Source organism: Nocardia sp. NPDC003183 (assembly GCF_053590715.1).
Window position 1 is genome coordinate 596,426 of sequence record NZ_JBSFTG010000001.1, and the last position, 26,393, is coordinate 622,818.

The window sequence follows — 26,393 nt, forward strand, 5'->3', positions numbered from 1 at the left end:
CACTGTCCGGTAAGTCGCTGGGAATTCCACGGCGAACATCCGCGGGACCCTCCAGGTAGTCTGATCTACGTTCGCCCTTGATGGGTGCGGGACGGCTGAGCCGTCGGCAAATGGATGTCATTGAGGGGTAACGGCTGTGGGGGTTCGAGTGTCGGTATGTGTACCGGCCTTCAACGCGGCGCGCACGATTGTCGAGACGCTGGAGTCGATCAGCGCGCAGGATTTCGACGACCTCGAGATCGTGGTTGTCGACAACGCGAGCACCGATGGCACGGGTGATCTCGTGCGGGCGTTCGACGATGCGCGCATTCGGTTGTACACCAACGACACCACCTTGCCGATCGAGCAGAACTGGAATCGGGCGATCGAACTGGCCGGCGGCGAGCTGGTCAAGCTGGTCTGCGCCGACGACATGATCGCCCCGGGCTGCCTGTCGGCGCAGGTCGAGTCGATGGACGATCGCGAGATCGCGGTCGCCGGCGCCAAGTTCGACGTCGTCGACGACGACGGTGTGGTCCTCGCGCGGGGGCGCGGGCTGCCCGGACTGGTGGGCCGATGCTCGTCGCGGACCGTACTGCGCACGCTCGTACGCAAACTACCCGACGACGTGTGCCCGACCGCGGCGTTCCTGTTCCGTCGCGCTGATTTCGCCGCTACCACCGGTTTTCGCGCGGACTTCCTGTACGCGATGGATGTCGACCTGGTCGCGCGGCTGTGCGGACGCGGAGAGTTCTTCGGCCACGATCGGGTGCTCGCGATCAACCGCGCGTCGGTGTTCAACTACTCGAGTACGACATCGTCGGCGAGCAAATTCGCCGACGTGCTGCGGTTCAACCACCATCACCATCGGCAGTTCGCTGACCGCGTCGGTGTGATCGATGTCCTGATCGGCGACGGTCGCGTGCTGCGCCAGGCGCTGGTCCGGGTATCGGCGCGGGCCGCGCGGTTGTTCGGGCGAGGCGCGCGGCAGTGAGCTCCCTGTTGTACGTGGTGGCCTTGCCGGTGGCATGGGTCTTCCTGCGCTGGATCTGGCATCGGCCCCAACGCGGGGTGTTGCTGGTGGCGGCGTTGGTGCCGTTCAACGGATTGCTGCTGATCGCGCCGGCGTGGATGCGGGTCGACGGCTGGAAAGAAGCGATGCTGCTGCTCACCCTCGCGGTGGCGGCGTTCGTGCCCCACGGGCGAGTCGACCCGCGTCCGGCATTGCCGTGGTGGTCGATCGGCGTGGTGCTGTGTGTGTTCGGGGTCGGTTCGGCGTTCCTGACAGCGGGAATTCTGGGCATTTTCGCGATCAAGATCACGTTCTTCTACTTCATCGTGGTGCCGCTGATCCTGTACCTGCGGCCGTTCACCGCGCGCGATCGCGATCTGCTCATCACGATCATGATGGTCGAGTCGGTCGGAATCGCGGTCTTCGGCTTGGCGCAGCAGGCGATCGGGCCCGCCGGGCTCGCGGAGATGGGCTACAAATTCAACGAGACGATCCGGTTCTCCGGTGGTCTGATGCGCTCGTTCGGATCCTTCAACCAACCGTTCCCGTTCGCGTTCTATCTGGTCACCGTCTTGCTGGTGGGCGGATCAGTCGCGCTGGCCGCGCCGCGACGGCTACGCAATCGACTGTTCCTGCTGACGACTCCGGTGCTGGTGGCCGGTGTCGCGGCCAGCGTCGTGCGCGCCGCGCTCCTCGGGTTGCTGATCGGTGTGCTGGTGCTCGCGGTTGTCCGCTATCGGCGACAACTCAAAGCGGTGATCATCGGCGGGGTCGCGTTGATCGTGGTGGCCGGCGTCGGGGCGTCGTCGCAGGCGCGCAGTTCGCTGTTGTCCTCGGACAGCCTGGCCGCGCGCGAGACCGGGTGGAAGGTCGTGACCAGAACGGTTCCGAGTCATCCGTTCGGTGAGGGCCTCGGCTCGACGGGGGCGGCCAAGGCGGCCCAACTCGTCGCCGAGCTCGGCCCGGCCGCCGAGAAATTGCCCTATGCCACCGGCGAAGTCCAGATTTACGGGCGCCCGTACCAACCCGACAACTACTACGTGAAGCTGCTCATCGAACTCGGGCCGATCGGGGTGTGGTTGTTCTGCGCGATCCTGGTGGTGATCTATCTGCTCGCGCTGCGTTCGGCGCGCACGATGACCGGCAACGACGCCGCACTGGCCCTCGGGGTCGCGGCGGCCGTGTTGTCGAGTGCGGTCGCGGCGGTCGCGTCGAGCTACTTCGAGATCTTTCCCAGCGATTTCTACTTCTGGTTGCTCGCCGCGGTCGTCGGCTGCGCGGTCTCCCAGCACTCCCCAGCCCAGGCCGTCGAGCGCAGCCCCGTCCCCGAGCAGGTGTCATGAATTCTGCTGCGAACAGCCGGCCCACCGTGTGTTTCGGGGCGTTGGCCTACCGACCCGACGGCGCCGGGGTATCGACGTATCAGCGGGAACTGCTGGCGCAGTTGCCCGCGCTGTTGCCGGGTGCCGAGCTGTCGGCGCTGGTCCAAGCCGACGCGGCGAGTTCGCTGCCGTCCACCGTTTCGGCGGTGTCGCGGCCGGTGGCGGCGGGTGCTCGCCGCGCGTGGCACGGCGTCGCGCCGCTGCGCGGATTCGATGTGTTCCACGGCCTCGATGTCGACCTTCCGCTGGTCGGGCCGCGCGCCACGGTCGCCACGGTGCACGACCTGTCGGTTTTCGATGTGCCGTGGGCGTTCAGCCGCTATCGGGCGCGCGGAGAACAGCTGCTGGTCCGGACGTCGTTGATGCGGGCCGATCTGCTGATCGCGGTATCGGAATTCACCGCCGAACGGATCGCGGACAAGTTCGGCCGTACGGCGGTCGTCGTGCCGCTCGCTCCCGCCGACTGGGCGCGCGTCCCCGAGGCCTCCGCGGTGGACCGGGTGCGTGCCGACTACGACCTGCCGCCTCGATTCATCCTCCAGGTGGGGACCGTCGAGCCGCGCAAACAGGTCGGGATGCTCGCGGAAGTGGCGCGTGCCCTCGACATTCCGCTCGTGCTGGCCGGGGCCGGATCCACCGGTCCGCAGGCCCCGGCCACCGCGATCGGTCTCGGTTATGTCGACGCCGCCGATCTGCCCGCGCTGTACGCGGCCGCGACCGTGGTGGCCTACTGCTCGGAGTACGAAGGATTCGGGCTGCCGCCGGTGGAGGCCATGGCGTGCGGTGGCGCGGTGGTGGCCAGCGCGGTCGGCGCGCTGCCACAGGTCTGTGGCGACGGCGCCGTGCTGGTCGCGCGCGCGAATGTCGAGTCGTGGACGGCGGCCGTGCGCCCACTGCTGCACGACAGCGTCGGTAACACCGCACTGCGCGAGCGTGGTCTCGCCGCGGCGTCGACGCTGAGCTGGCGGGCCACCGCCGAGGCGACGGTCGGCGCCTATCGCGGCGCCGGGTTGATTCCGTGACGACCGAGGCGAAACCGTCGGTTCCCGATCGACCGATCGGGGGCCGCGCCGCGCTGTCGGGCCGGGCCGCCGCCAACAACACCGCCGCGATGCTGGCCAGCCGGATCTTCGCCGCGGTGCTCGGCCTGCTCGGCACCATGCTCACCGCCCGCATGCTGCCCGCGGTCGAATGGGGCTACTTCTCCTTCGTGTTCGGTCTGCTCGGCATGCTCGCGATCGTCACCGATCTGGGTGTCGGGCGCGCGGTCATCGGCAAACTCGTGCACGGCGAGCCCGCCGAGGTCGCCGAGATCGCGAGCTCGTTCATCGCGCTGCGGACCGTACTCGGGCTGCTGGGCTACGGGGTGGCCCTGGGCTATGTGGTGGTGCTCGGTTGTCCACCGCAGGTCATCGCGGCGACAGCCATCGCGGGGCTGGTCGTGGTGGTCGCGACGCCGAGCAACGCGCTCACCGTGCTGTTCCAGTCGACCATGCGCTTGACCTTGGTCGCCGCGGCGGAGTCGATCGCCCGCCTTGTCCAGGTGGCGCTGACCGTCGTGGCGGTGCTGTGGGCACCGACCTTGCTGATCGTGGTGATCCCCGCCGTGGTGTACGAACTGATCGCCATCGCGATCAAGATCGTCGGCGTGGGGCGGGGGCTCGGTGGACCGATCCCGGCGCGCCGCGTCGAACTGCGCTGGTGGGGCGGCATGCTGCGCGAGGCGCTGCCGCTGAGCATCGGCCTGGCCTTGATCATCATGCTGCAGAAGGTCGGCCTGCTGCTGCTGGGTCATTTCGACACCTTCGAATCCGTCGGGATGTTCGCGGTCGGCATGAAATTCGCCGACCTCGTCGACACCGCGGCGATCGCTGTCGTCGCCCCGTTGACCACGCTGCTGATCGCGGTATGGCCGGCCGACCCCACCGGATTCCGGCGCTACTTCCGCCAGTCGGGTGCCGCGCTGACGGCCCTCGGTCTTGCCGCGCTGGTCGCCTTCTGGCCGGTCGCGACCCAGGTGATCGACCTGCTCTTCGGTGCGAAGTTCGTGTCCGCGGTCGACGCGAGTCGCTACCAGATCATCGGCGGACTGCTCGGCGCGCTGGCCCATCTGGGCCTGGTCGCGCTGATGGCTGCCGGGCGCAACTACCTGATTCCCTGGATCGCGTTGCTCGCGTTGGCGGTCGACCTGGCGTTGTCGTGGCCGCTGATCGCGTGGCTGTCGTTCGAAGGCGCGGCCGTCGCCGGTCTGGTGGCCAACGTCGTTCTGCTGATCGGGGTGTGGCTCGCGCTCGTCGCCACGGTGCGGATCGGGCGGTTGATCCCGGTCACCTCGGTGGTGTCGGTCAGCGCCGTCGCCGCCGCGGTGATCGTCCCCGCGACGATGATTCAGCAGCGGTGGGAGCCGCCATGGATTGTCACCTCGACGGTGGCCGGTGTGTTGTACCTTTTCCTCGCCGGCTGCGTAGTGCGCTGGACCGACGGATTGACGATACGAAGCGTGCGAGGGCCGAAATCTGATGACACTGTGGCGATTCGCTCGGATGATCACCACCGTGGCTCTCACCCTCACCCTGCTCGGATGCGGGACACCGACGATGTCGACCGCGCTCGATGAGCGCGTGAACGAGACCGGACTCGGCATCGCGGGCGGACACTCGTGGCTCACGCTGAGCACTGGCGAATTGGACCGCCAGATGAAGGGCGTGGTCGACGCGGGCGCCACCTGGATCAGGATGGACCTGGACTGGTCGCTCATCGAGCACGATCGTGGCCGCAAGGACTGGTCGATGACCGATCGGGTGGTGCGGTCGGCGCGCGCCCATGGGCTGCACGTGCTGGCCATCCTCACCTACTCACCGCCGTGGGCACGTCAGGATCCGGGGCCCGGCGGAAACAAGGTCGCCCCGTACCCCGCGCTGTTCGGCCAATTCGTCGCCGACGCGGTCGAGCGCTACCGCGATCAGATCAAGCACTGGGAGGTCTGGAACGAGCCCAATGTCACCAGCTTCTTCGCGCCGCTGCCCCATGTAGGTCTGTACGCCCAGTTGCTCCACCAGGCGGCGACGGCCGTGCGCACCCGCCAGCCGGGTGGTCAGGTGTTGGTCGGTGGCTTGGCGCCCGCCGCCGACAACGGCCGCGACATCGCGCCGTCGACGTTCATCGAGCGCCTCTACGCGCTGGGCTCGGCTCTCGACTTCGACGCCATCGCGGTGCACCCCTATTCCTATCCGGAGCTGCCCTCGTCACCGAGCCGGGACAACGCCTTCCAGAACCTGACTCGAATTCGGGCGATCATGGACGCGCGCGGCGACACGTCGAAGCGGTTGTGGCCCACCGAATTCGGCGCGCCGACCGGTACCGGAGCACGCGCGGTCGACGAGCAGACCCAAGCCGAGATACTCGGCGGCGGCCTGGACTCGATGGCGGCGATGCCCAATATCGGCCCTGTTTTCGTCTACTCCCTGATCGACGCGGGCGACGATCGCCAGAACCTGGAGGACAACTTCGGCATGCTCCGTCGTGACTATTCGGCGAAACCGGCACTGGCGCAGGTCCGCGCCCGCGCGGAGGTGCTCCGTGCCGGACAGTGACCACGGGCGCGAGCTGGTGTTCGTCGCTCACACCGGACAGGCGTCGGGCGCGGAGAACGTGATGCTGGCCCTCGTGGATTTGGCGCTGGAACGTGGCTACCGGGTGCGGGTCGCCTGCCCGGACGGTCCGTTGCGGGAACGGCTGCCCGCCGCAGTCGAGCACATCGGCATCGCCGGGCTGGGGCTGGCGGGTGAACGGGGCCTGCGCCGGTTGACCGCCGCGCTGGAGATGCTGAAGAACTGGATCGGTGCGGCGCGGCGGCTTCGGAAGCCGCTGCGGGACAGCCGAACCCGGATCATCGTCAATTCGACCATGGCGTTGCCCGCGCTGGCGCTGGCCTGTCCGCATCGGCGCTCGGCGGCCTGGTTGGTCCACGACATCCTCGCCAGCCGACGGCAATACGGCGCAGCCTGGGCCGGCCGTGCCGCGGTGGGCCACGCCATCGCGGTCTCCGAGACCGCCGCGGAGCCGCTGCGCCGGCGCGGCTTCGATGTCGATGTCGTGTGCAACGGCGTGACCTGGCCGGTCGAACCCGCGCCCGTCATCGAGCGCACGCCACCGGTGGTCGGCATCCTGGGGGTGGTGACCTCATGGAAGGGCCACCACGTTCTGCTGGAGGCCGTCGCGGGGTTGCCCGAGGTGCGACTCGAAATCGCCGGTCGGGCATTGCCCGGTGACGTGACGTATCTGGCCGAGCTCCGCGAGCGCGCCGAGCAGCCCGACCTCGCCGGTCGGGTCGCCTTTCTCGGTCAGGTCGACGCGATGACCACCCTGCGGGGCTGGGACGCGGTGATCTCGGCCAGCGTGCTGCCCGAGGCCGGTCAGCTCGTCGTCCTCGAGGCGATGAGCCTGGGTGTCCCGGTGATCGCCACCGATCACGGTGGTTACGCCGACGACCGCGTCATGGTGTGCGTTCCCCCCGCCGATCCGGTCGCGTTGCGGGCGGCGATCGAGCGGGTCACCGGTGACCCGCGGTTGCGGTCGCGCTTGCACGAGGACGGTCGGGCTCGTGTCGCGGCGGCACACGATCGGTCGCGCACGCTGCCGCAGATGCTCGACGCTCTGCTCGGCACGGCACCGTGACAGCGACGGACCCGGTGAGTGAGTTCGCTCGCCGGGTCCATCGGGTCGTGATCAGATCGAGAAGGTCTTGCCGTAGGTGACGACGGTGTCGCCGGACGAGCCGACGATCCGCACGAATGGGCGGACATTGGTCTGGCCGAGCACACCGGTGACAGTGCCGTGGAAACCCGAAAGACGCAGTACACCTTCGGCGCCGGCGATCTCACCGCCGGCGACCTCGACCTCCTGGATGCCGGGGCCGAAGCCGGCGGCGAGTTCGATGCCCGCGCGCGGGATGAGGCCGTCGAGCTTCACGGTGGGGCCGTCGGCGCCGACCTCGAGGCCGAGGCTCGGGGTGGACCACTCGAACTTGATCCTGCCGTCGAGGGTGGCGGGGTAGCCGACCTGATAGCCGAGCGTGATGCGACCGGACCAGGTCTCGGCGTCGGGGCCGGTGACCAGGTAGGAGGCCGCGCCGCTGTGGAACCATTCGCGGGTGAGCGGATTGCCGTCCAATGGTGCGACGAAGTCGATCCGGGTGTCGGACTGGATCGCCTCGACGGTGCGGTTCTTGCCGTCGAGAACAGTACTGCTGCTGTCGATTCCGGCAGCAGCGGCGCCTGACCCCATGGCGAGACCGACAGCGATGGCCGATACCATCGCCGCGATCCGGAGCGCGCGTGGTGCGAGCACGGTGGTTCCCCTCATCAGAATTCTTCCCCTGGATACTCGCCCGTCGAACGCTGCGTTCGGCGCCGCATTTCCCCTTGCGACCCGGGCACCGGCCACCGCGACACTGCGGCGGTCCAGCGGTGACCCGAACTCGATCATGGTGCGGCGCTGGGCATTTCCGAGTATCCCACGTCCTGCGATCATGCGCCGATCGACATAAGGTCGGCTATCCCACAGTCTTGCCATGCCTGTCTCGGTTGCGTGGGCCCGCCGGATCGTCGATCATCCACCGCCCGTCGAGTTCGGGCAGTGCGGCGCTCACCTCGGTGAGCAGGTCCGGCAGCGTCAGCAGCACGACGTCGGGCTCGGCGGCGACCAGTTCGGCGGGGGAGATGATGGGCACATCGGTGCCGGGCATCCGGCAGCCCTGCTTTCCCGGAGCGGCGTCAGCGACCCCGGCGAGCACGCCGCGGTGCGCGCCCGCCATGCTCAGCAGGGCCACCGCGCGCGACGCGGCGCCGTAGGCATAGACCCGACGGCCCTGCGTGGCACCGGCGTCCAGCCAATCGCGCAGGGCGCGGACGTGACGGTCGACCGTCTGCTGCAACTCGGCGGCCGCGCTCAGCGCCTCGGCTTCGGCGACGAGAAGGCTGTCGATGGTGGCGTCGGGGGTGTGATCGCCGTGGCGAACGGCCAGGAGCACCGTGCCGCCGTAGAGGTCGAACTCCCACGCGGTGACCACGCTCATCCCCGCCGCCCGCAACAGGGTGCGCAGAGCGGCCAGTGAGTAGTACGCGAAGTGCCCGTGCCGCAACGCGTTCCATTGTCCCTGCGTGACGATGGTGGCCAGTGAGTGGTATTGAACGAGCAGCACCCCGTCGGGCGCTGTCGCCGCGGCCCGTGCCGCGAAGGCCGCGCGCTGATCGGGTTCGTGCATGATCCCGAAGCAGTCGAGCACCACATCGGCCGGTTCCCCGGTGTTCTCGGTGAAGCCGTGCTCGGCGAGCAGGGGCAGCCAGGTGCCGCCGTGCGGGCTACCGAATTCGGTGACCGTCGATCCGCGCAGCAGCCCGGCGGTGTGCACCAGACGCACCGCCTCGGCGGCCTGGTCGCGCAGGGCCAGCGGCTCGATACCGCGGGGCTCCGCGGTGACAGTGTCGTCGTCGGCCAGCTGAGCCAGCCCGCATGCCGCGCACCGGTCCATCCGCAGGGGGTGGCCGGATTCGGTGGCGGCGACCGGAGCGTCACGTGGCGGAAAGTGATCCGCCGCCGGGACCGCGCCGAGATCGAGGACGGGAACGAGCGCGGTCTTCGCGCAGCCGCGGCATCGGTGGGTCATGGGAGTATGGCCTCGTGCGTATCGAGCGGACCGAATTGGCCGACGTAGTGGTACTCGTTCCCGAACCGTTCCGGGACGAGCGGGGGTTGTTCACCCGTACCTTCGACGCGGGTGAGTTCGACGCCCATCTCGGGGTACCGGGTGCGGCGGCGGCCTTCGTGCAGGATTCGCAGTCGCGGTCGGTGCGCGGGGTGATCCGTGGCATGCACGGGCGCGGCGGGCGCGGTGAGGCCAAGCTGGTGCGGTGCGCGCACGGCGCCGTGCACGACGTGCTCGTCGACATTCGTCCCGGTTCGCCGACTTTCGGTGCGCGCCAAGCGTTTCGGCTCGACGACGAGCAGTTCCATCACCTCTATGTGCCGCCGGGTTTCCTGCACGGGTTCCAAGCGCTCACCGAGATCGCCGACGTCTGCTACCGCATCGACCGTCCGCACGATCCCGCCGAGGACCTCGGGGTCGCCTATGACGACCCCGAACTGGCCATCGCATGGCCGTTGCCCGTCGGCCCGGTCTCCGCACGTGACGCGCGGGCCGGGACCTGGGCCGCGCTGCTGGCTACGCTGACGCCGGCGCACTGATCCGGCGCAGCTGTGCGTCGAGCACCCCGGAGTCGCACAGGCCCTGCAAGTGCGGCAGCCGGGTGTACCGGCGGAAGAACGCGTCGGCGGTGAGTCCGCGCGCGGTGTACTCGGTGTAGAGCTCGGCCGCGCCCGCGGGAACCGTCCACTGCGCCTCGAAGCCGAGAACCGCACGCGCGTAGGAGAAGTCGACCCGGTAGGACCGTGGGTCGGCGCCGTTCTCGCCGGTGATCAGCAGCCGGGATCCGGGGACCGCGTCGACCACCGAGGCAGCGATCTCGGCGACGGTGAGGTTGTTGACCTCGGTGCCGATGTTGAACGCCCGGCACGAGATGTCGGCGGCGGGCGCGGTGAGGCAGGTGGCGAACGCGGCGGCGATGTCGGCGGCGTGCACCAGGGGCCGCCACGGGGTGCCGTCGGAGAGCACCTTCACCTCGCCCGTGAGCACCGCGTAGCCGACCAGATTATTGAGCACGATGTCGGCCCGCAACCGCGGCGAGAAGCCGAAAGCGGTGGCGTTGCGCAGGAATACCGGAACGAAGTTGTCGTCGGCCAGCGCGGCCACATCGTCTTCGACGCGGACTTTGCTCTCGGCGTAGGGGGTGATCGGGCGCAGCGGGGCGTCCTCGGTGACGAGGTCGGCTCCGGCGGCGCCGTAGACCGAGCAGGTAGACGCGTAGAGGAACCGCGACACCCCGGCCTCCTTGGCGAGGCGGGCCAGTCGCACCGACGCGTGATGGTTGATGTCGTAGGTGATCTCCGGCGCCAGGGCGCCCAGGGGATCGTTCGACAACGCCGCGAGGTGGATCACCGCGTCGAAACCGCGCAGCTGCTCGACGCTCACCTCGCGCAGGTCCACCGCCGAACCGTCGGGGTCACCGGCGAATTCGCCGAGCAGGCAGTCGGCGAAGTAGCCGATGTCCAGGCCGGTGACCTGGTGGCCCGCCGCCCGCAGCACCGGCACCATCACGGTGCCGAGATAGCCCTGGTGCCCGGTGACCAGTACCCGCATGTTCACGTCTGTTCCCATCTGATGATCGCTTTGTCGAGCACGAACGCCTCGGCATACGGTGCGTGGCACTGCACGCCACGCATCCGGGCCAGCCCGAGGAAGGCCTGTTCGTCGAACCAGTCGCGGCCCGTCTGCGACGGATAGTGTTCGTGCAGCAGACGCGACTTCTGCTGTACGAGTGCGTGACTCAGTGGGTGGTAGAGGGTGGGAGTCGGAGTATCGGTCTCCCATTTGAGGATTTCGTAACCCAGGGTCAGGTGATCACGGAACTCGGTGGGCACCAGTTCGGCGAGCAGCCGGTGGTCCTGGTGGGCATCGCCACGATGCGGCGCGAACACCACCTCGGGTTCACCGCCACGACGAAAGACCGCCAGTGCGTCCTTGATCCGATCCCAGTGCGCGGGCGCGCGGCCGTCGGGCACATCGAGGACGTGCAGTTCCGGCTTGTTGCCCGAGCAGAACGCGGTGAGCGCCGCCCGCTCCTCGTCCTCACGTGCGGTGCCGCCACCGGAGAGGACGAGCGCGCGTACCTCGACCTCGGGATCGGCGCCGGTGAGCGCGAGAAGCGTTGCCCCCATCCCGATCGCGATGTCGTCGCAGTGCGCGCCGAGCACCGCGATCCGGCGCGGCGGGGTGGTGAACAGCCCGATCACGGCCGGTCCCACACCATCCACGGCCGGGTGCCGTTGCGGTAGGCGTCGTCGAGTTCGGCGCGTTCCTTGAAGGTGTCGGCCGGTTTCCAGAAACCCATGTGCTGATACCCGAAGAGCCTGCCCTGCCCGGCGAGCGCGCCGCACGCGTCGGCCACCAGATCGCCGCCAGGGGGCAGCAGATCGAAGATCTCCTGGCTGAGCACGAAATATCCGCCGTTCTCCCACAGCGGCATCTGCGCCACCGGCACGATGTCCTTCACCTCACCGGTCGGCGAGATGTCCACACAGTGGAACGAGGACTGCGGCGGCACCACCATCATCGACGCGGCCGCACCCGAGGCATGGAAACGCTCGATCATGGTGTCCAGCGGTGCGTCTGTGAGGACGTCGGCGTAGTTGGCCAGGAAGTATTCGTCGCCGTCGAGGTGCTCGCGCACGCGGCGCAGTCGCTCCCCGATCGCGGATTCGACGCCGGTGTCGACGAAGGTGATCGTCCAGTCGCTGATGTCGCTGCCCAGCAGCTCCACGTCACCGTTGCGGATCACGAAGTCGTTGGACGCCGACTCCTGATAGGTGAGAAAGAAGTTCTTGATGTGCTCGGCGCCGTAACCGAGACACAGCACGAACTCTGTGTGTCCGTAGTGCGCGTAATAGCGCATCACGTGCCACAGCAACGGGCGCGGCCCGACCAGCTGCATCGGCTTGGGGACGACGTCGTCGGATCCGCCGCGCATGCGCATGCCGTATCCGCCACAGAACAATACGACCTTCATCGGTTCGTTCACCTTCATTCGGAGAGTGCGCCGGCCGCGACCGGTTCGCCCGCCGTGGCGGCGCGATGCAGCACCGGCAGGGGGTAGATCAGTTCGCCACCCCATTCGCCGACGTGGCTGAGTTGAGCGGTGATCTCGGTTTCGAGATTCCACGGCAGGACCAGCACCACATCGGGCTTGTCCGCGTCGATGCGTTCCGGCGGATGGATCGGAATCCGGGTGCCGGGGGTGTAGCGGCTGTGCTTGTAGGGGTTGCGGTCCACGGTGTACTCGAGCAGGTCGGGCCGGATGCCGCAGTAGTTGAGCAACGTGTTGCCCTTGCCCGGCGCGCCGTAACCGACCACCCGCTTACCCGCAGCGCGGCAGTCGAGCAGGAAACGCAGCAGTTCGTGGCGAACCGATTCGGCACGGGCACCCAGCGCGGCATAGCCGGCGGGTTCGTGCAGCCCCGCCGCACGCTCGAGGTCGAGGACCTCGGTGACCCGGGCGGTGGGTTCGGCGACCGCGTCGGGGCGTGCCCACAGCCGGATCGAGCCACCGTGGGTGTCCAGCAGTTCCACATCGACGACGGTCAGGCCGGCGATCGCCAGCGCGCGCTGCGCCGAATGGACGGTGTAGTACTGGAAGTGCTCGTGGTAGATGGTGTCGAACTGGCCGAGCTGGACCAGGTTCAGCGCGTGGTGCACTTCGATGCTGCACCAGCCGTCGTCGCTGAGCAGGGTACGCAGCGCGTGGGTGAACCCGCGCAGGTCGGGTACGTGGGCGTAGACGTTGTTGGCGACCACCAGGTCGGCCGGTCCGTGCTCGGCGCGGATCCGTGCGGCCGAATCCTGCTCCAGGAACGCGGTGTCCGTCGGTACGCCGACCGCGCGGGCCGCGCGTCCGACATTGACCGAGGGCTCGATGCCCAGACAGCGGATGCCGCGCGCGACCGCGTGTCGCAGCAGGTAGCCGTCGTTGCTCGCCACCTCGACGACGAACGAATCGCCGCCGAGGCCGAGTCGTTCGGCGGTCGCGGTGACGAACTGCTCGGCGTGGCGGACCCAGCTGTCGGAGAACGAGGAGAAGTACGCGTACTCGGTGAAGGTGTCCTCGGGGGTGATCAGCGCCGGGATCTGTAACAGCAGGCAGTCCTCGCACAACCGCAGGTGCAGCGGATACGTCGATTCGGGCAGGTCGAGTTCGGCGGCGGACAGAAAGCTCTCGCACGGTGGGGTGGCGCCCAGGTCGAGCACGCTCGTGAGCTGTTCGGAGTCACAGAGTCGACATTGCACGTGGAGCCCCCACCTTCATACCTGTTCACCCGAGCTGTCGCGGCTCATGCCGGTCATGGCGGAAGTCGGATCAGTGGGCACAGACGTTACAGCGCGGCGGGCAGAAAGAGTGCCCCGAAACATTCGGGCGGAAACAGATTCATGGTAATTTTCGGAGTTATGCCAGGCCGATCCGGCACCGGCTAACTGTCGGCGAGGACGACCATTCCTCCTCTGTTTGTGATGGCGATCACTTGTGAAAGTGATTGTCCTGCATTCATATCGAAAGGCAATAGCGGTTCGGTGATAGCTGTCCGATTGCGCTGTGAAGTGGCTAACTACTGGAATCCCTTGTGGCGGTGAGTCTTCGGAAAGAACCCCTGCTGGTGGTCTGTAACAATCAGCAGGCGGGTATCGAATCGACGGGAAGTAGGACGGCCGCAACGGCCGCATTCCGGTCGACGGGGATCGGGAAACGATTCGTCGCCCGAAGGGGAGGTGTGGGTTCATGAGCTACGAGCTCACCGGAAGTGGCGACGTCGATGTTGTCAACGGTGTCCAGGTGCTGCGCCGCACCCAACGCGAGAGTTGGCAGAGCGCACTGGTCCAGCGGTTGGCGGTGACCGATGTGATCGCGGTGTTCGGTGCGGTCGCGGCGGCACAGGTCATTCGCTTCGGCGGTCCCGCCGCGCCGCCGCTGGCCTGGCCGCTGCCCTACGAGGTCGGCTACTCCGTGGTGTCGCTGGCGTTGGCCGCCGGGTGGCTGGCGTTGCTGCACGGCTACGGCAGCCGCACCCCGCAGGTGGTCGGCACCGGGACCGAGGAGTTCCGCAGGCTGGTGTCGGCGACCCTGCGGCTGTTCGGTGTGCTCGCGATCCTCGCGCTGCTGTTCCGGGTGGAGGTCGCGCGCGGCTATCTCGCCATCGCGTTGCCCGCCGGGCTGTTCGCGCTGGTCGTGGGGCGATTGGCGTGGCGATGGCGGTTGCGGCGGTGGCGCGCGCAAGGGCGGTGCCACATCGCGGTGCTGGTCGTGGGTTCGCCGGAGGCCGCGCAGGCGATGGCGTCGGCGTTCACCGGCGATCCCGGCTCCGGCTATCGCGTGGTCGGTGTCTGCGTGCCCGCGGGATCGGTGGGCGCGCAGTTCGATACGTCCGACGGGCCGTCGGTGCTCGGCGACGATCGCTCGGTGCTGGAGGCGGTGCGCCGCAGTGGCGCCGACTCCGTGGCCGTGGCCGCGACCGACCATCTCGGACCCGCCGAGTTGCGGCGGATGGCATGGGCATTGGATCCCCTCGGCGTCGACCTGATCGTCGCGCCCGGCATCGCCGACATCGCGGGGGCGCGGCTGACCAATCGCCTCGTCGCGGGGATGCCGATGCTGCACATCGACCCGCCGCGCTACGGACGGGCGAAGTCGAGCCGCAAAGCGCTGTTCGATGTGTGTTTCGCCGCGACCGTGCTGGTGCTCGTCGCGCCGATGCTGGCCGCCATCGCGATCGCCGTGAAGATGACGAGTGCGGGGCCGGTGTTCTACCTGTCGGAGCGGATCGGGCGCGACGGTATTCCGTTCCGGATGATCAAGTTCCGCAGCATGCTCGTCGACGCCGACCACGCGGTGGAGGCGCTCATCGAGCGCCACGGTGGAAATCCGTTGTTCTTCAAGGTCAAAGACGATCCGCGGGTCACCGCCGTCGGCCGCTTCCTGCGCAAGTACAGCCTCGACGAGCTGCCCCAGTTCTTCAATGTGCTGCGCGGCGACATGAGCGTCGTCGGGCCACGGCCGCAGGTGCAACGTGAGGTCGACAGCTACGACGGGGAGATGCGGCGGCGGCTGCTGGTGAAGCCGGGCGTCACCGGGTTGTGGCAGGTCAGCGGACGGTCGGATCTGTCGCCGGAGGACTCGGTGCGCCTCGACCTGTCCTATGTCGAGAACTGGTCGATGGTGCTGGATCTGGCGTTGATCGCGCGCACCATCGGAGCGGTCACCCGCGGCGACGGCGCGTACTGAAACCGGGGTGGCGAGTCGACTCACCACCCCGGCTCGGCTACGCGGAGCGCGCGCTCCCGGTCAGCGCAGGTCGCGCCGGCGGAAGGCCATGAGCCCCACCGCGATCCCCGCCCCCGCGAGGGCGAGCAGGTAGCCGATCGGCACCATGTCGAACGCCGCACCCGGCAGCTTCGGCGGGTGGACGAAGGGCACCAGATCGAGGATCCACTGCGAGAAGCTGCCCAGCGAGCCCAGCACGAAGATCACGATCATCGCGCTCAGCACGCCCCACGCGAGTGCCGCGTACTTGGGCAGTGCGCCGAACAACAGCATCGCGATGGCGGTGACCACCCAGACCGCGGGCAGTTGTACCGCGACCGCGCCCAAGGACTCGCCGACCTTGCCGGGGAGATCGCCGTCTGTCGCGCCCCAGACAATGCCGATCGCCAGGCCCGCGGTCAGCAGTGCCACGGCGGGTCCGCCGATCGCGAACAGCAGGTGGCTCGACGCGTAGCGCACGCGGCTCACCGCGGCGGCCAGGACCGTCTCCGCGCGCCCGGAGTTCTCCTCCTCGTGCAATCGCAGCAGCGCCGACACGGAGTAGGCGGCGGCCGCGGCGGCCAGCATGGTGACGGCGTAGGCGATGAACGACTTCTCCAGATCGGCCGACCCGCCCATCGAGGTGACCACGTCCTGCAGGGTGCCGCTGTCGTCGAGCATGCCGCCGATGCTGTTGACCGCACCGCCGATGAGCAGACCGTAGAGGGCGAAACCGGTCGTCCAGGCGAGCAGCGAACCTCGCTGCAGCCGCCAGGCCAGACCCACCGGACCCGACAGCGCGGTGCCCGCGACGGCCGGTCCGGGGCGGTCGGCCAGCAATCCCGCGCCGATATCGCGTGTCCGCAGCAACCGATAGGCGAGCAGCGTCGCGCCGGTGGCGAGGGCAGCCATCGGTACGAGCACCCACCAGCGTTCGTCGGCGAACGGGCGGATCTGCAGGCACCACCCCAGCGGCGAAAACCAGGACAGCACACCGTTTCCCGCATCGCCGACCGCACGTACCGCGAACGCCGCGCCCAGTGCGCCCAGCGCGATGCCACGGGCAAGCCGCGCGCCGGTGCTGACCTGCGCGGCGACGGCGGCCACCGCACCCCAGACCACACCGGAGCCGGCGAGTGCGGCGCCGAAGGCGACCGACCCTCCGGCAGGCAGATCGGTGGCCATCAGTGAAGCGGCACAGACGATTCCGGCAACCGCCGAAGCACCGTAGGTGAGCAGGAGTGCTCCGGTGAGGCCGGCGAAGCGGCCGATGCTGGTGGCGCCGACCAGTTCCGCGCGCCCGGTCTCCTCCTCGACCCTGGTGTGGCGGATGACCGTGAGTACCGCGGCGATCGCGATCATCGCGTACATCGCCCCGGCCTTCCAGGTGCCGATGGAACCGAGTGCCGAGCTGAAAACGGGTCCGTACATGGCGATCAGCGCGGGGCTGGCCGCCGTGGTCGCCGCGAAGTGGTCGAGTTGTTCTCCGGTGGTGTAGATGTCCTTGATCGACACGATCTGCAGCGCGGGCATCAGCCCGATCAGCAGCGACCACAGCGGCGCGACCACCCGGTCGCGGCGCAGATACAGGCGCAGCATCTGGCCGGTGCCGGCGAATTCGCCTGCGGTGCGAGCAGTTCCGGCGAAACGGGGGAGAGCGGCTGTCGCAGTCATGCCCGCACCTTCTCCGCGGTCTCGGCGTCGTCGACGTGGTAGTGGCGAAGGAACAGATCCTCTAGCGTCGGTGGTGCGCTGGTCAGGCTGCGGACCCCCGCGTCGCCGAGTACCCGGATCAGTGCGCCGAGGTGGTCGGCGTCGACCTGGCAGCGCAGGGTCGAACCGTCTCGTTCGACATCGCCGACCCCGGGCATCGTGCTCAGATCGCCGGGATCGCCGATCAGGTCGGCGGTGATGGCAGTGCGGCTCAGATGGCGCAGGTCGTTGAGCGAACCGGATTCGACGGTACGCCCGGCGCGGATGATGGTGACCCGGTCGCACAAGTGCTCGACCTCGGACAGGATGTGGCTCGACAGCAGCACCGTCGCGCCACGGGCGGCGGCATCGCGCACGCAGTCCTGGAAGACCTGCTCCATCAGCGGGTCCAGGCCCGAGGTGGGCTCGTCGAGGATCAGCAGATCCGCGTTCGCCGAAAAGGCCGACACCAGTGCGACTTTCTGCCGGTTGCCCTTGGAATAGGTGCGCGCCTTCTTGGTGGGGTCGAGTTCGAAGCGTTCGATCAGCTCGCCGCGGCGTGACTCGTCCAGCCCGCCGCGCATGCGGGCGAGCAGGTCGATCGTCTCACCGCCCGACAGTGACGGCCACAGCGTGACATCGCCGGGGACATAGGCGATCCGGCGATGCAGGTCGACGGCATCGGTCCAGGGGTCTCGGCCGAAGACCGCGGCTTCGCCACCGGTCGCGCGCAGTACTCCGAGCAGGATTCGGATGGTGGTGGACTTGCCTGCGCCGTTGGGACCGAGGAAACCGTGGATTTCGCCGGTGCTGACGTGTAGGTCGAGTCCGTCGAGCGCGGTGAAGCGGCCGAACGTCTTTCGCAGGGCCGCGACATCGATGACCCGGTCGGTGGTGGGGGAGGGCATCGTCTACTCCTCGAAAAGGGTGTCGAGCATGGTGGAATCGGTGAGTAATCCTTGGGTGTAGAGCTCGAGCGCCGGGAAGGTGATCTCGTCGGACAGCTCACGAATCGCCTTGCGGTAATCGAGTTTTCCTTCGCGCTGCATGCGCATCTGGAGGTAGAGGTTCATCGCGCCGACATGGCAGAGCACGATGTAGCGAGCGCGGGCCGCGTGGTCGCGACTCGGCTTGGCCTTGCCCTCGTCGACGGCGGTCTGCATGTACTGCTCCGCGTCGGAGATCATGTGTTCGAGCAATGACTCCGACAGCGGGCCGCCTGCCTGGAAGCTGCGCAGCATGTAGGCCACCAGGGGTGCGTACATCTCGATCTCGGCCATCGCGTTCAAGATCCCCGCGGGACCGGGCGCCTGGATCGCGCGCAGCTTCTCGTCGCGGATGATCTCGAGCACACGATCGTCGCAGACCGCGCGCAGACCGTCCTTGGAGCCGAAGTGATGGTTCACCAGCCCGGGTGACACCCCGGCTGCGGCGGCGATGGCCCGTACGCCGACGCCGAAGCCCTGCTCACCGAACAATTCGATCGCGGCATCACGAATCCTGGCGGCGGTGGTGAGATCGGCTGAACGCATGTTCAATATGTTAAACGCGTGTTCAATCCGTTGGCAAGACTTTCACCCGATCCGAGTTTCGGGCCTGGGTGACCCATCGTGTGCGGGCTAATGTCGAAGCCATGGCTACCGGCACATCGACGACGGCAGAACATCTCCGCGCAGCGCTGGACGGACCGTGGCGCACGGTCAGGGAGCAGGCGCGCACCCAGCTCGCCGGTGCGGAATTCACCGACGATCCCGAACTCGACATCCACGCGGCGAGAGCTCGCGTGCTCGACCAGATGCGGGTCATCGCGACCATGGGCTACCCCGAGCGCGGGTTCCGGCCCGAGAACGGCGGTACCGGTGATCCCGGCGGCGCGGTCGTCGGGCTGGAGATGCTGGCCTACACCGACCTGTCGCTGTGGGTGAAATCCGGCGTGCAGTGGGGACTGTTCGGTGGCGCGGTGGAGAACCTGGGCACCGAACGTCACCGTGACTTCATCAAGCGCCTGATCTCGCTCGATCTGCTCGGCTGTTTCGCGATGACCGAGTCGGGCCACGGCAGCGACGTCGCCGATCTGGAGACCACGGCCACCTATGACCCGGCCACCCAGGAATTCGTCGTCAACACCCCGACCCCGTCGGCGCGTAAGGACTACATCGGTGGTGCCGCGGTGCACGCGCGGATGGCCGCGGTGTTCGCTCAGCTGATCGTCGGCGGCGAGAGCAAAGGGGTGCACTGCCTGCTGGTGCCGATCCGTGACGACCTCGGCGCGGACCTGCCCGGCGTGACCACCTACGACGACGGTATCAAGGGCGGCCTGCCCGGCGTCGACAACGGCCGGATCGTCTTCGACCAGGTGCGGATCCCCCGCGAGAACCTGCTCAATCGCTACGCCGATGTGTCCGCGGACGGCACCTACAGCTCGGAGATCGAGAACCCGAGCCGCCGTTTCTTCACCACCCTCGGCACGCTGGTGCGTGGCCGGGTCAGTGTCGGTGGCGCGGCCGCGGCGGGTGCGCGGGTGGCACTGAGTATCGCCGTCCGCTATGCGTTGGCACGCCGACAGTTCGCCGACCCCGATACCGGTGAGGAGACCCTGCTGCTGGACTACCGCAGCCATCAGCGCAGGCTGCTGCCGCTGGTCGCGAAGTCGTTCGCGCTGGCCTTCGCCCAGAACGACCTCGTGCGCCGGATGGACGAGATCCAGCGCGGGGAAAACACCGAACCGAGCTCACAGCGGGCGCTGGAGAAGCGTGCCGCCGGTCTGAAGGTGGCTCAGACCCGCCACGCCACACGGGCGATTCAGGAATGCCGCGAAGCCTGCGGCGGCGCCGGCTATCTCACCGAGAACCGCCTGGTGACGCTGAAAGCCGATACCGATGTGTTCACCACCTTCGAAGGTGACAACGTCGTCTTGACCCAGCTCGTGGCGAAGGAGCTGCTCACCGCCTACTCCGACGAGGTCCGCGACCTCGACGCACTCGGCTGGGTGCGCTTCGCCGCCACCATGGCCGGTGACGTGGTGCGCAAACGCTCGGGCGTGCGGCAGCTGATCCAGACCCTGCGCGACCGCAACGACGAGTCCGTCGACGAAGGCGACCTGTCCAAACGCGACGTCCAGCTACAGCTGTTCGCCGACCGCGAGGACTACCTGCTGCGCACCGCCGCGCACCGGCTGCGCGCCCGCGCCGCCGACACCGGCCCGTTCGAGGCGTTCAACAATGCCCAGGACCACATCCTGGCCGCCGGCGCCGCGCACATCGACCGGCTCGTGCTCGAGGAATTCGTCGACGGCATCGCCACCATCGAGGACCCGGATGCCAAGGCGCTGGCCGAAACCGTCTGTGACCTCTTCGTTTACGCCTCGCTGGAGGAGAACCTGGCCTGGTACATCATGCACCGGTTCATGTCGGTGGAGCGGGCCAAGGCGGTGCGGCGCGGGGTGAACGAACTCGTCGACCGCCTGCGTCCGGACGCGCTGACCCTGGTGGAGGCGATGGGTGTGCCCGAGACGATGCTGCGCGCCGAAATGCTGCACGACGCCAGCGTTTTCGATCGTCGCTAGGCGGCGCGCCGGGCGTGTAGGGCATCGGAGATCCAGCACAGGCCGATCGCCATCGAGGCGGCCGCCGCCGCCCCACCGAGGACATCGGTGGGGTGGTGGTAGCCCAGCTCGGCCATCGCGGGGGTGATCGCGATCAGGGCGAGCACGGTGAGCGTCGCGACCGCGATCCGTGTCCGCAGGTCGGTCACCAGGCACGCGAAAGTTGTTGCGACAGCCACCATGTGGACGGTGTGCCCGCTCGGGTAGGCGAGATGGTCGTCCAGCTGCCGATCCCACAGTGGTTTCAGCAACCAGGTGTTGACCACCAACGCGACCTCGGGAACCATCAGCATGGTCACGGCCCGCCACCACTGCCGGTGGAGCGCGAAAAAAGCACACGCGGCCAGGAGCAGCGCCACGACCACCGGCGCGTTACTCGGCGTGACGAGTACCTGCGCGAGGCCGGCGGAGACGGTGTTGTCCGGCACCACCGAATCCAGCTCGGTCGGGCCGCCGTCCGCGGGGAACGTCAACGGCAGCGACGCGGTCAGCGCGGCACCGGCGCCGATCGCTGCCACCCGCACAGCGCAGGTACTACCGACACGGTCGATCACGAACGCGACGATAGCCGCCGTCCGGCGCCGCTCAGGCCGGACCGTAGGTGAGCACCGCCGTGACCAGGAACCACAGCACCCACACGATGGCCACGATCATGCCGAGAGCGAGGGTGATCCGCAGGAACGCCCGGCCGAAATCGAGATCGCCGCCGACCCGCGGATACAGCTTCCACGGGCTGTACCACGGCGCGACCATGCCCCGGGACTGCGCCTGGCGTTCGAGCTCGGCCTGTTGCTCGGCATAGGACTCCGCGGCGGCCTGGGTGGGCCCGCCGTGCCACAGCGTCACGTCGATCGGGCCGAGGAAGCCCTCGTTGAGCAGATCCTGTGGCGCGGGCAGGAACGGCAGGATGCCGAGGCCACGGAACGCGATGGCGACGTCGTTGGCCGTCCAGAGGTTGTGTTCCTTCTCGGCCAGCAACTCGAAATACATCTCGAGCCGTTGCGGGTCGTCGGTGACGATCACATCGAAGCTCGGGTCGCTCCAGCCCTGGTGCACGTCGATCTGGGCGCCGGGCATCGGCACGATCAGGCCGAGACCGTGCACCGCGCGCTGGCCGAGCCCGCGCGCGGCGAGATAGTCCTGCAGGGCGAAGGTGTGATCACGCGAACGCTCCAGCGGCGTCGATTTCTCCGCGCCCGCGAACTGGGCGAGTTCGCCGGAGACCATCCACGGACCGTTGAGCGGGATCTCGAGCACGCCGTCCTGCGGGGCGGTGAACGTCTCCGCCTCGATGATCACGCAACTGGTCGGAGTCCAGACCACCGCGTCGAACTGATGCAGCCGATCCTGGTGGAACAGGCTGCAGTTGATCGTGGCGACGCCGTGCGGGCTCGCCGGGTCCTTCCACGTGCGCAACCAGTCGATCAGTGCCGCCTCGGCATCGCTGCCTGCCGCATTCTGCACGCGCACGAGCATGGAGACCGCCCTTCGTTGTGCCGAGAACCGTTGGCGTACATCGTAGCTCGATCAATCCTGTTCGGCGGCGACCGTGCCCGCGTCCACGGCGGCGACGAGGTCGGCGTGATCGGCCTCGGTGCGGTCGGCGTAGCGCACCGCGAAGCGGGCCACCGAGTCCTCGAACCGCTCGTCGTCGTCATCGTCGGTTTCCAGATACCCCGCCAGCGCGCGCGGGTCGAGGGAGCGAGCGTGCGCGCGGGCCAGCAGGGCGCCGGCGAGGCGGCCGTAGTCGTCGAGATCGTCGGCGGACAGTTCCGCCGGGTCGATGCTGCCCTTGAGATTGCGGAACTGACGCACGATGAAGGGCAGCGACTCGTCGAGTTCGACGGTCGTCCAACCGAGCAGGATGTCGGTCTCGGACTGCACGGTCCGCGCGCCGACCACGATCCGTTCACCCTCGTGCCGGGGCTCGGTGGGCGGCAGGAACGGCGCGAGGGCGGATGGGCGCGCCTGCTTGACCTGCAACACCACCGCCTCGCCGTCGTTGCCGTGCAACAGCGCCACATAGCTGTGCAGGCCGACGCTGCCGGTGCCGACGATGCGGAACGCGACATCGGAGACCGCGAACCTGGCCAGCAGGTTGCGCCGGGATTCCCGGATGGTGCTCGCGTAGCGTTGCAGGCCGTCGATCACGGCTTCCGACACCGGCGTGTCGACCGCGGTCAGCACGGGTGGATCGCTGACGAAGCGGTGCTTGCGGATGTCGGTCTCGTGGTCGTCGAGGTGCTCGGTCCACTTCGCCACCACCTTGGCGCTGGTGTTCTTGCGCGCCTTCTTCGCGGCCTTCTTGAAGTCGTCGAGCAGGTCTTCGGCTTTGGCACTGGTGAGGATCGACTCGTCGGGCAACGCCGTCCAGGACTGCATGAACGGCATGTCGGCCAATTCGCCGACGGTATGACGGTAGGAACGGGCGGCATCGCGTGCCGCCCGCAGGCAGTCGTCCTCGTCGACGCCGCTCTCGCGTCCCGCCAGCACGAGGCTTGCCGCCAGACGCTCCAGATCCCACTCCCACGGGCCCATGACCGTCTCGTCGAAATCATTGATATCCATCACGATCTCGCCACGTTGGGTGCCGTAGAGGCCGAAGTTGGCGGCGTGGGCGTCACCACAGATCTGGGCGGCCAGACCACTGTCCGGTCCGGCGGCGAGGTCGGCGGCCATCAGGCCCGCGGCGCCGCGAAAGAAGGTGAACGGCGAGGCGATCATCCGCCCGATCCGCAACGGGATCAGACGTTCGATCCGGCCACGGTTGCTGATGTCGATGAATTCGCGCACCGTCGGCCGATCGGGGCTCGCCGCGGCACGGTCACGCTCGGTGACAGGCACCCGCCGCCGGGCAGCCCGGCCACGCTCGCGGGCGTCCTCGGCGGAGACGTAGGAACGCAGATCAATACCACTGTCGGACACGATTGCCGAGGTTAGCCGGTTGCCGCGCGCCGGGCAGCGTGGCGCTCGGTACACAGCGGAGTTGACGGCGTTTCGGCGTGGCCGGATGGCGCCGGACGGGGTCGGTGCGGTAAGCAGGGGCGTGGCAACCGAATCAGGAACGCCGGGCACGCACGACACCGAAACCGGTGGCGTGTTCAGCGACCGCATCCTGACCGTGCCCAACGCGCTGAGCGTGGTGCGGTTGATCGGCATCCCCGTCTTCCTCTGGCTGCTGCTGGTCCGCCACGCCGACGGCTGGGCCTTCGCCTTGCTGATCGCCAGCGGCTTCACCGATTTCCTCGACGGCAAACTCGCCCGATTGCTCGATCAGTCCTCGCGTCTGGGAGCGCTGCTCGACCCGCTCGTCGATCGGCTCTATCTGGTGACGACCCTGGTGGCCTTCGTTGTGCGCGGTCTGCTGCCGTGGTGGCTGGCAGTGATCTTGATCGCACGCGATCTGGTACTCACCGCGACCCTTTCGGTGTACAAGCGGCGCGAACTACCCGCGCCGGAAGTGATCTACCTGGGCAAAGCGGCCACTTTCGCGCTGATGTCGGCGCTGCCGTGGATATTGACCGGGGAGATGGACTGGGCGGGGGCGAGTTTCGGGTGGGCCTTCGGCTGGGCCCTGCTGATCTGGGGCACGGCACTCTACGTCTGGACCGGGCTGCTCTACGCGGGGCTCGCGGTCGCGGTCGCGCGATCGATACCGCCTGTGCCGCACCGGGGGAGCTAGTCGATACTGTTGCGTGCAACGTCGACGATGAAAGGACGTCCAGTGACCCGGACCCCTGAGGAACTGCGCTACACCGAAGAGCACGAATGGGTGCGGCGGACCAGCCCCACGGCGGTCCGTGTCGGCATCACCGATTACGCCCAGTCACAGCTGGGTGACGTCGTGTTCGTCCAGCTGCCCGACGTCGACAAAGACGTGACCGTCGGCGACAGCATCGCCGAGGTCGAGTCGACCAAGAGCGTGTCCGACATCTACGCTCCGCTCACCGGCAAAGTCGTTGCGGTGAACGAGGATCTGGTCCAGACGCCGGAGACGCTCAACGAAGATCCCTACAACGAGGGTTGGCTGTTCGAGCTCGCGTTCGACGACGAGGCAACCCTCGATTCCGCCCTCGGTGAACTGCTGGATGCAGCGGGTTACCAAGGAGTTATCGGGGGCTGACTCAGCCTTCACAGTTCTCCCTGCACGGGCACGCCCCGGCAGGGTACGGTCAAAGCCAAGCGGATACGTCGGGGAATCGACGCCGGGATCTTTTCCTGGCGATGTGATCGCGCCGGTCGTGTCGCCGAATACAGCACCTGCTTGCATGGATAATCAGGTTCGAGGAGGAGAGAAACGGTGAGCGAGAACAGGGACCCGGGTTACGGGGAAACCGCGGCCGAGACGACGTCGGTCTTCCGCGCGGACTTCCTCAACGAGGTCGACGCGTCGCGCTCCGCAGAGCCGACCGGCGAACAGCCGGTTCAGGGCGTCGAGGGCCTGCCGGCCGGTGCGGCCCTCCTGGTGGTCAAGCGTGGCCCGAACGCGGGCTCGCGTTTCCTGCTGGATCAGCCGACCACTTCGGCCGGCCGCCATCCCGACAGTGACATTTTTCTGGATGACGTCACGGTCAGCCGTCGGCATGCCGAGTTCCGTCAGGACGACGACTCGTTCCAGGTCGTCGATGTGGGCAGCCTCAACGGCACCTACGTCAACCGGGAGCCGGTGGACTCCTCGGAGCTGCAGAACGGCGACGAGGTCCAGATCGGCAAGTTCCGGCTGGTCTTCCTGACCGGTCCGCGCACGCAGGCGAACGAGTCGGCGTCGGGCGCGGGGTCGCGATGACCCCAACGGTACTGGTGCCCGTAACGGGCACAGTGCTGTGACAGGGGCGGCGCAGTGGGCGCGCGGAGGGATGTCGATCGGCTCCGTACTCGACCTGCTGCGACCAGATTTTCCTGATATCACCATCTCCAAGATCCGGTTCCTCGAATCCGAGGGCCTGATCCGGCCGGAACGGACACCGTCGGGATACCGGCGGTTCTCGGTGGCCGACTACGAACGGCTGCGCTTCGTACTGACCGCGCAACGCGATCAGTACCTGCCGTTGAAGGTGATCAAGGAGCAGTTGGAAGCGATCGACAGTGGTGCGGCGACGTTGGGCGTGCGTGAAGCGCGCGCCCGCGCGCACTCCCACCACGGCTCCGCGGAGGCCGGGCACGGTGTGTCCGGCTCCGCGGAGGCCGATACCGAGGCGACGAGCCGCGCCGAGCCGCGCCGCCTCGGCATCGTGACGGGCGCCATCACGCCCGAGGAATTGCGCGTCGACGTCGGCGTGCGGCTCACCAGGTCCGACCTGCTCGCCAAGGCCGACATCGACGACCGTTTCCTCGACGATCTGCTGCGCGCGGGACTCATCGTTCCCGGCGCGGGCGGATTCTTCGAGTCCGATGCGGTCACGCTGGCACACGCGGCGAAGGCGATGGCCGAATTCGGCCTGGAGGCTCGTCATCTGCGCGCCTTCAAACTCGCCGCCGATCGCGAGGCAGCGCTGATCGCGCAGATCGCCGCGCCGATCGCGAAGAGTCGCGATGCCGATGCGCGCGCTCGCGCCGAGGAGACCGTGCGCGAACTCGCGGCGCTGTCGCTGAACCTGCACGCCGCATTGGTCAAAGCCGCGGTGCGCACAGCCCTCGGCGGCTGACACACCCGGCCCGGTGATCAGGTATCGCCCCGGCTACACACCGATTTCGGCGCGAACGTCTTTCTTGCACGCCCCAGAATTCGCCTAGACTCGTTGATACGGCGAGCTGTGCAGCTG

At 68.1% G+C, this 26,393-nt stretch carries 25 protein-coding genes; 13 read left to right on the plus strand and 12 right to left on the minus strand.

Features of this window, described 5'->3' with window-relative positions; genetic code table 11:
- The first annotated feature begins 136 nt into the window (after positions 1-136).
- From ACWDXS_RS02795 to ACWDXS_RS02820, 6 genes are read left to right on the plus strand one after another with little or no spacing between them, the layout of a single operon-like run.
- A complete protein-coding gene (locus ACWDXS_RS02795) occupies positions 137-973 on the plus strand; it encodes a glycosyltransferase family 2 protein (RefSeq protein ID WP_449961285.1) in 837 nt (278 codons plus the stop codon).
- Positions 970-2,334, plus strand: a complete 1,365-nt coding sequence (locus ACWDXS_RS02800; protein ID WP_379313022.1) for an O-antigen ligase family protein — start codon at positions 970-972, stop codon at positions 2,332-2,334. The genes ACWDXS_RS02795 and ACWDXS_RS02800 overlap by 4 nt, the downstream gene beginning before the upstream one ends.
- Complete coding sequence (locus ACWDXS_RS02805; protein WP_449961288.1) at positions 2,331-3,395, plus strand: glycosyltransferase family 4 protein; 1,065 nt, start codon at positions 2,331-2,333, stop codon at positions 3,393-3,395. The genes ACWDXS_RS02800 and ACWDXS_RS02805 overlap by 4 nt, the downstream gene beginning before the upstream one ends.
- Positions 3,392-4,990: an oligosaccharide flippase family protein gene (locus tag ACWDXS_RS02810; protein ID WP_449961291.1), complete on the plus strand. Its 1,599-nt coding sequence runs from the start codon at positions 3,392-3,394 to the stop codon at positions 4,988-4,990. Before ACWDXS_RS02805 ends, ACWDXS_RS02810 begins: the two co-directional genes overlap by 4 nt.
- Positions 4,929-5,966: a beta-xylosidase gene (locus tag ACWDXS_RS02815; protein ID WP_449961294.1), complete on the plus strand. Its 1,038-nt coding sequence runs from the start codon at positions 4,929-4,931 to the stop codon at positions 5,964-5,966. Before ACWDXS_RS02810 ends, ACWDXS_RS02815 begins: the two co-directional genes overlap by 62 nt.
- Positions 5,953-7,050 (plus strand): glycosyltransferase family 4 protein, encoded by a 1,098-nt coding sequence (locus ACWDXS_RS02820; protein ID WP_449961297.1) that lies wholly within the window; start codon positions 5,953-5,955, stop codon positions 7,048-7,050. The genes ACWDXS_RS02815 and ACWDXS_RS02820 overlap by 14 nt, the downstream gene beginning before the upstream one ends.
- 51 nt (positions 7,051-7,101) lie before the next feature.
- Here ACWDXS_RS02820 and ACWDXS_RS02825 read toward each other — a convergent pair whose 3' ends face one another.
- Both ACWDXS_RS02825 and ACWDXS_RS02830 read right to left on the minus strand, forming a co-directional pair.
- A complete protein-coding gene (locus ACWDXS_RS02825; protein WP_379313018.1) occupies positions 7,102-7,737 on the minus strand; it encodes an MspA family porin in 636 nt (211 codons plus the stop codon).
- Positions 7,738-7,927: 190 nt separating this feature from the next.
- The gene (locus ACWDXS_RS02830) at positions 7,928-9,040 is read right to left on the minus strand and encodes a class I SAM-dependent methyltransferase (protein WP_449961300.1); all 1,113 of its coding nucleotides are present in this window, start codon (positions 9,038-9,040) and stop codon (positions 7,928-7,930) included.
- Between the two features lie 14 nt (positions 9,041-9,054).
- On the opposite strand from ACWDXS_RS02830, the gene ACWDXS_RS02835 reads away from it, so the two are divergent.
- Positions 9,055-9,618: a dTDP-4-dehydrorhamnose 3,5-epimerase family protein gene (locus ACWDXS_RS02835; protein WP_378991895.1), complete on the plus strand. Its 564-nt coding sequence runs from the start codon at positions 9,055-9,057 to the stop codon at positions 9,616-9,618.
- Here ACWDXS_RS02835 and ACWDXS_RS02840 read toward each other — a convergent pair.
- The 4 genes from ACWDXS_RS02840 to ACWDXS_RS02855 are packed head-to-tail and all read right to left on the minus strand — an operon-like array spanning position 9,596 to position 13,330.
- Positions 9,596-10,630, minus strand: coding sequence for an NAD-dependent epimerase/dehydratase family protein (locus ACWDXS_RS02840; protein ID WP_387447465.1), 1,035 nt, complete (start codon positions 10,628-10,630; stop codon positions 9,596-9,598). The two genes, ACWDXS_RS02835 and ACWDXS_RS02840, sit on opposite strands and share 23 nt — an antisense overlap.
- A gap of 2 nt (positions 10,631-10,632) precedes the next feature.
- Positions 10,633-11,283, minus strand: coding sequence for a PIG-L deacetylase family protein (locus tag ACWDXS_RS02845; protein WP_449963386.1), 651 nt, complete (start codon positions 11,281-11,283; stop codon positions 10,633-10,635).
- Positions 11,280-12,056 (minus strand): glycosyltransferase family protein, encoded by a 777-nt coding sequence (locus ACWDXS_RS02850; RefSeq protein ID WP_379312903.1) that lies wholly within the window; start codon positions 12,054-12,056, stop codon positions 11,280-11,282. Before ACWDXS_RS02850 ends, ACWDXS_RS02845 begins: the two co-directional genes overlap by 4 nt.
- A gap of 14 nt (positions 12,057-12,070) precedes the next feature.
- Complete coding sequence (locus ACWDXS_RS02855; protein WP_449961304.1) at positions 12,071-13,330, minus strand: methyltransferase domain-containing protein; 1,260 nt, start codon at positions 13,328-13,330, stop codon at positions 12,071-12,073.
- A 487-nt stretch (positions 13,331-13,817) separates the two neighbouring features.
- Between ACWDXS_RS02855 and ACWDXS_RS02860 the strand changes: the two genes are divergently transcribed.
- Positions 13,818-15,317: a sugar transferase gene (locus tag ACWDXS_RS02860; RefSeq protein WP_378991898.1), complete on the plus strand. Its 1,500-nt coding sequence runs from the start codon at positions 13,818-13,820 to the stop codon at positions 15,315-15,317.
- A gap of 60 nt (positions 15,318-15,377) precedes the next feature.
- Here ACWDXS_RS02860 and ACWDXS_RS02865 read toward each other — a convergent pair whose 3' ends face one another.
- From ACWDXS_RS02865 to ACWDXS_RS02875, 3 genes are read right to left on the minus strand one after another with little or no spacing between them, the layout of a single operon-like run.
- On the minus strand, positions 15,378-17,009 hold the full coding sequence (locus ACWDXS_RS02865) for an ABC transporter permease (RefSeq protein ID WP_449961308.1): 1,632 nt from the start codon (positions 17,007-17,009) through the stop codon (positions 15,378-15,380).
- Positions 17,006-17,935, minus strand: coding sequence for an ABC transporter ATP-binding protein (locus ACWDXS_RS02870; protein ID WP_449961312.1), 930 nt, complete (start codon positions 17,933-17,935; stop codon positions 17,006-17,008). The genes ACWDXS_RS02865 and ACWDXS_RS02870 overlap by 4 nt, the downstream gene beginning before the upstream one ends.
- 3 nt (positions 17,936-17,938) lie before the next feature.
- Positions 17,939-18,559, minus strand: a complete 621-nt coding sequence (locus ACWDXS_RS02875) for a TetR/AcrR family transcriptional regulator (protein ID WP_378991902.1) — start codon at positions 18,557-18,559, stop codon at positions 17,939-17,941.
- A gap of 101 nt (positions 18,560-18,660) precedes the next feature.
- Here ACWDXS_RS02875 and ACWDXS_RS02880 point away from each other — a divergent pair, with 101 nt between their 5' ends.
- The gene (locus tag ACWDXS_RS02880; RefSeq protein ID WP_378991904.1) at positions 18,661-20,592 is read left to right on the plus strand and encodes an acyl-CoA dehydrogenase family protein; all 1,932 of its coding nucleotides are present in this window, start codon (positions 18,661-18,663) and stop codon (positions 20,590-20,592) included.
- On the opposite strand, the gene ACWDXS_RS02885 is transcribed toward ACWDXS_RS02880, so the two are convergent.
- From ACWDXS_RS02885 to ACWDXS_RS02895, 3 genes are all read right to left on the minus strand, one after another.
- Positions 20,589-21,185 carry a phosphatase PAP2 family protein gene (locus ACWDXS_RS02885; RefSeq protein WP_449961317.1) on the minus strand — a complete coding sequence of 199 codons (597 nt, stop codon included), beginning with the start codon at positions 21,183-21,185 and terminating at the stop codon, positions 20,589-20,591. The two genes, ACWDXS_RS02880 and ACWDXS_RS02885, sit on opposite strands and share 4 nt — an antisense overlap.
- Positions 21,186-21,216: 31 nt before the next feature.
- Entirely contained in the window at positions 21,217-22,095 is an 879-nt protein-coding gene (locus tag ACWDXS_RS02890) for a nuclease-related domain-containing protein (RefSeq protein ID WP_378991908.1), read from the minus strand.
- 63 nt (positions 22,096-22,158) lie between these two features.
- Entirely contained in the window at positions 22,159-23,556 is a 1,398-nt protein-coding gene (locus ACWDXS_RS02895; RefSeq protein ID WP_449961321.1) for a DUF2252 domain-containing protein, read from the minus strand.
- Between the two features lie 121 nt (positions 23,557-23,677).
- Between ACWDXS_RS02895 and ACWDXS_RS02900 the strand changes: the two genes are divergently transcribed.
- The 4 genes from ACWDXS_RS02900 (at position 23,678) to ftsR (ending at position 26,276) form a co-directional block, all read left to right on the plus strand.
- Positions 23,678-24,313, plus strand: coding sequence for a CDP-alcohol phosphatidyltransferase family protein (locus ACWDXS_RS02900; protein ID WP_378631208.1), 636 nt, complete (start codon positions 23,678-23,680; stop codon positions 24,311-24,313).
- A gap of 27 nt (positions 24,314-24,340) precedes the next feature.
- Positions 24,341-24,754 carry a glycine cleavage system protein GcvH gene (gene gcvH / locus ACWDXS_RS02905; protein WP_378631210.1) on the plus strand — a complete coding sequence of 138 codons (414 nt, stop codon included), beginning with the start codon at positions 24,341-24,343 and terminating at the stop codon, positions 24,752-24,754.
- Positions 24,755-24,931: 177 nt separating this feature from the next.
- Positions 24,932-25,417, plus strand: a complete 486-nt coding sequence (gene odhI, locus ACWDXS_RS02910) for an oxoglutarate dehydrogenase inhibitor Odhl (protein WP_101462719.1) — start codon at positions 24,932-24,934, stop codon at positions 25,415-25,417.
- A gap of 70 nt (positions 25,418-25,487) precedes the next feature.
- Entirely contained in the window at positions 25,488-26,276 is a 789-nt protein-coding gene (gene ftsR / locus ACWDXS_RS02915) for a transcriptional regulator FtsR (protein ID WP_449961327.1), read from the plus strand.
- Positions 26,277-26,393 lie beyond the last annotated feature (117 nt).

Coding starts and splice junctions, on each gene's coding strand:
- ACWDXS_RS02805 (WP_449961288.1), top strand. CDS start 2,331: ATGAATTCTGCTGCGAACAGCCGGCCCACCGTGTGTTTCGGGGCGTTG.
- ACWDXS_RS02825 (WP_379313018.1), bottom strand. CDS start 7,737: ATGAGGGGAACCACCGTGCTCGCACCACGCGCGCTCCGGATCGCGGCG.
- ACWDXS_RS02830 (WP_449961300.1), bottom strand. CDS start 9,040: ATGACCCACCGATGCCGCGGCTGCGCGAAGACCGCGCTCGTTCCCGTC.
- ACWDXS_RS02840 (WP_387447465.1), bottom strand. CDS start 10,630: ATGCGGGTACTGGTCACCGGGCACCAGGGCTATCTCGGCACCGTGATG.
- ACWDXS_RS02850 (WP_379312903.1), bottom strand. CDS start 12,056: ATGAAGGTCGTATTGTTCTGTGGCGGATACGGCATGCGCATGCGCGGC.
- ACWDXS_RS02860 (WP_378991898.1), top strand. CDS start 13,818: ATGAGCTACGAGCTCACCGGAAGTGGCGACGTCGATGTTGTCAACGGT.
- ACWDXS_RS02865 (WP_449961308.1), bottom strand. CDS start 17,009: ATGACTGCGACAGCCGCTCTCCCCCGTTTCGCCGGAACTGCTCGCACC.
- ACWDXS_RS02870 (WP_449961312.1), bottom strand. CDS start 17,935: ATGCCCTCCCCCACCACCGACCGGGTCATCGATGTCGCGGCCCTGCGA.
- ACWDXS_RS02875 (WP_378991902.1), bottom strand. CDS start 18,559: ATGCGTTCAGCCGATCTCACCACCGCCGCCAGGATTCGTGATGCCGCG.
- ACWDXS_RS02880 (WP_378991904.1), top strand. CDS start 18,661: ATGGCTACCGGCACATCGACGACGGCAGAACATCTCCGCGCAGCGCTG.
- gcvH (WP_378631210.1), top strand. CDS start 24,341: ATGAAAGGACGTCCAGTGACCCGGACCCCTGAGGAACTGCGCTACACC.
- ftsR (WP_449961327.1), top strand. CDS start 25,488: ATGTCGATCGGCTCCGTACTCGACCTGCTGCGACCAGATTTTCCTGAT.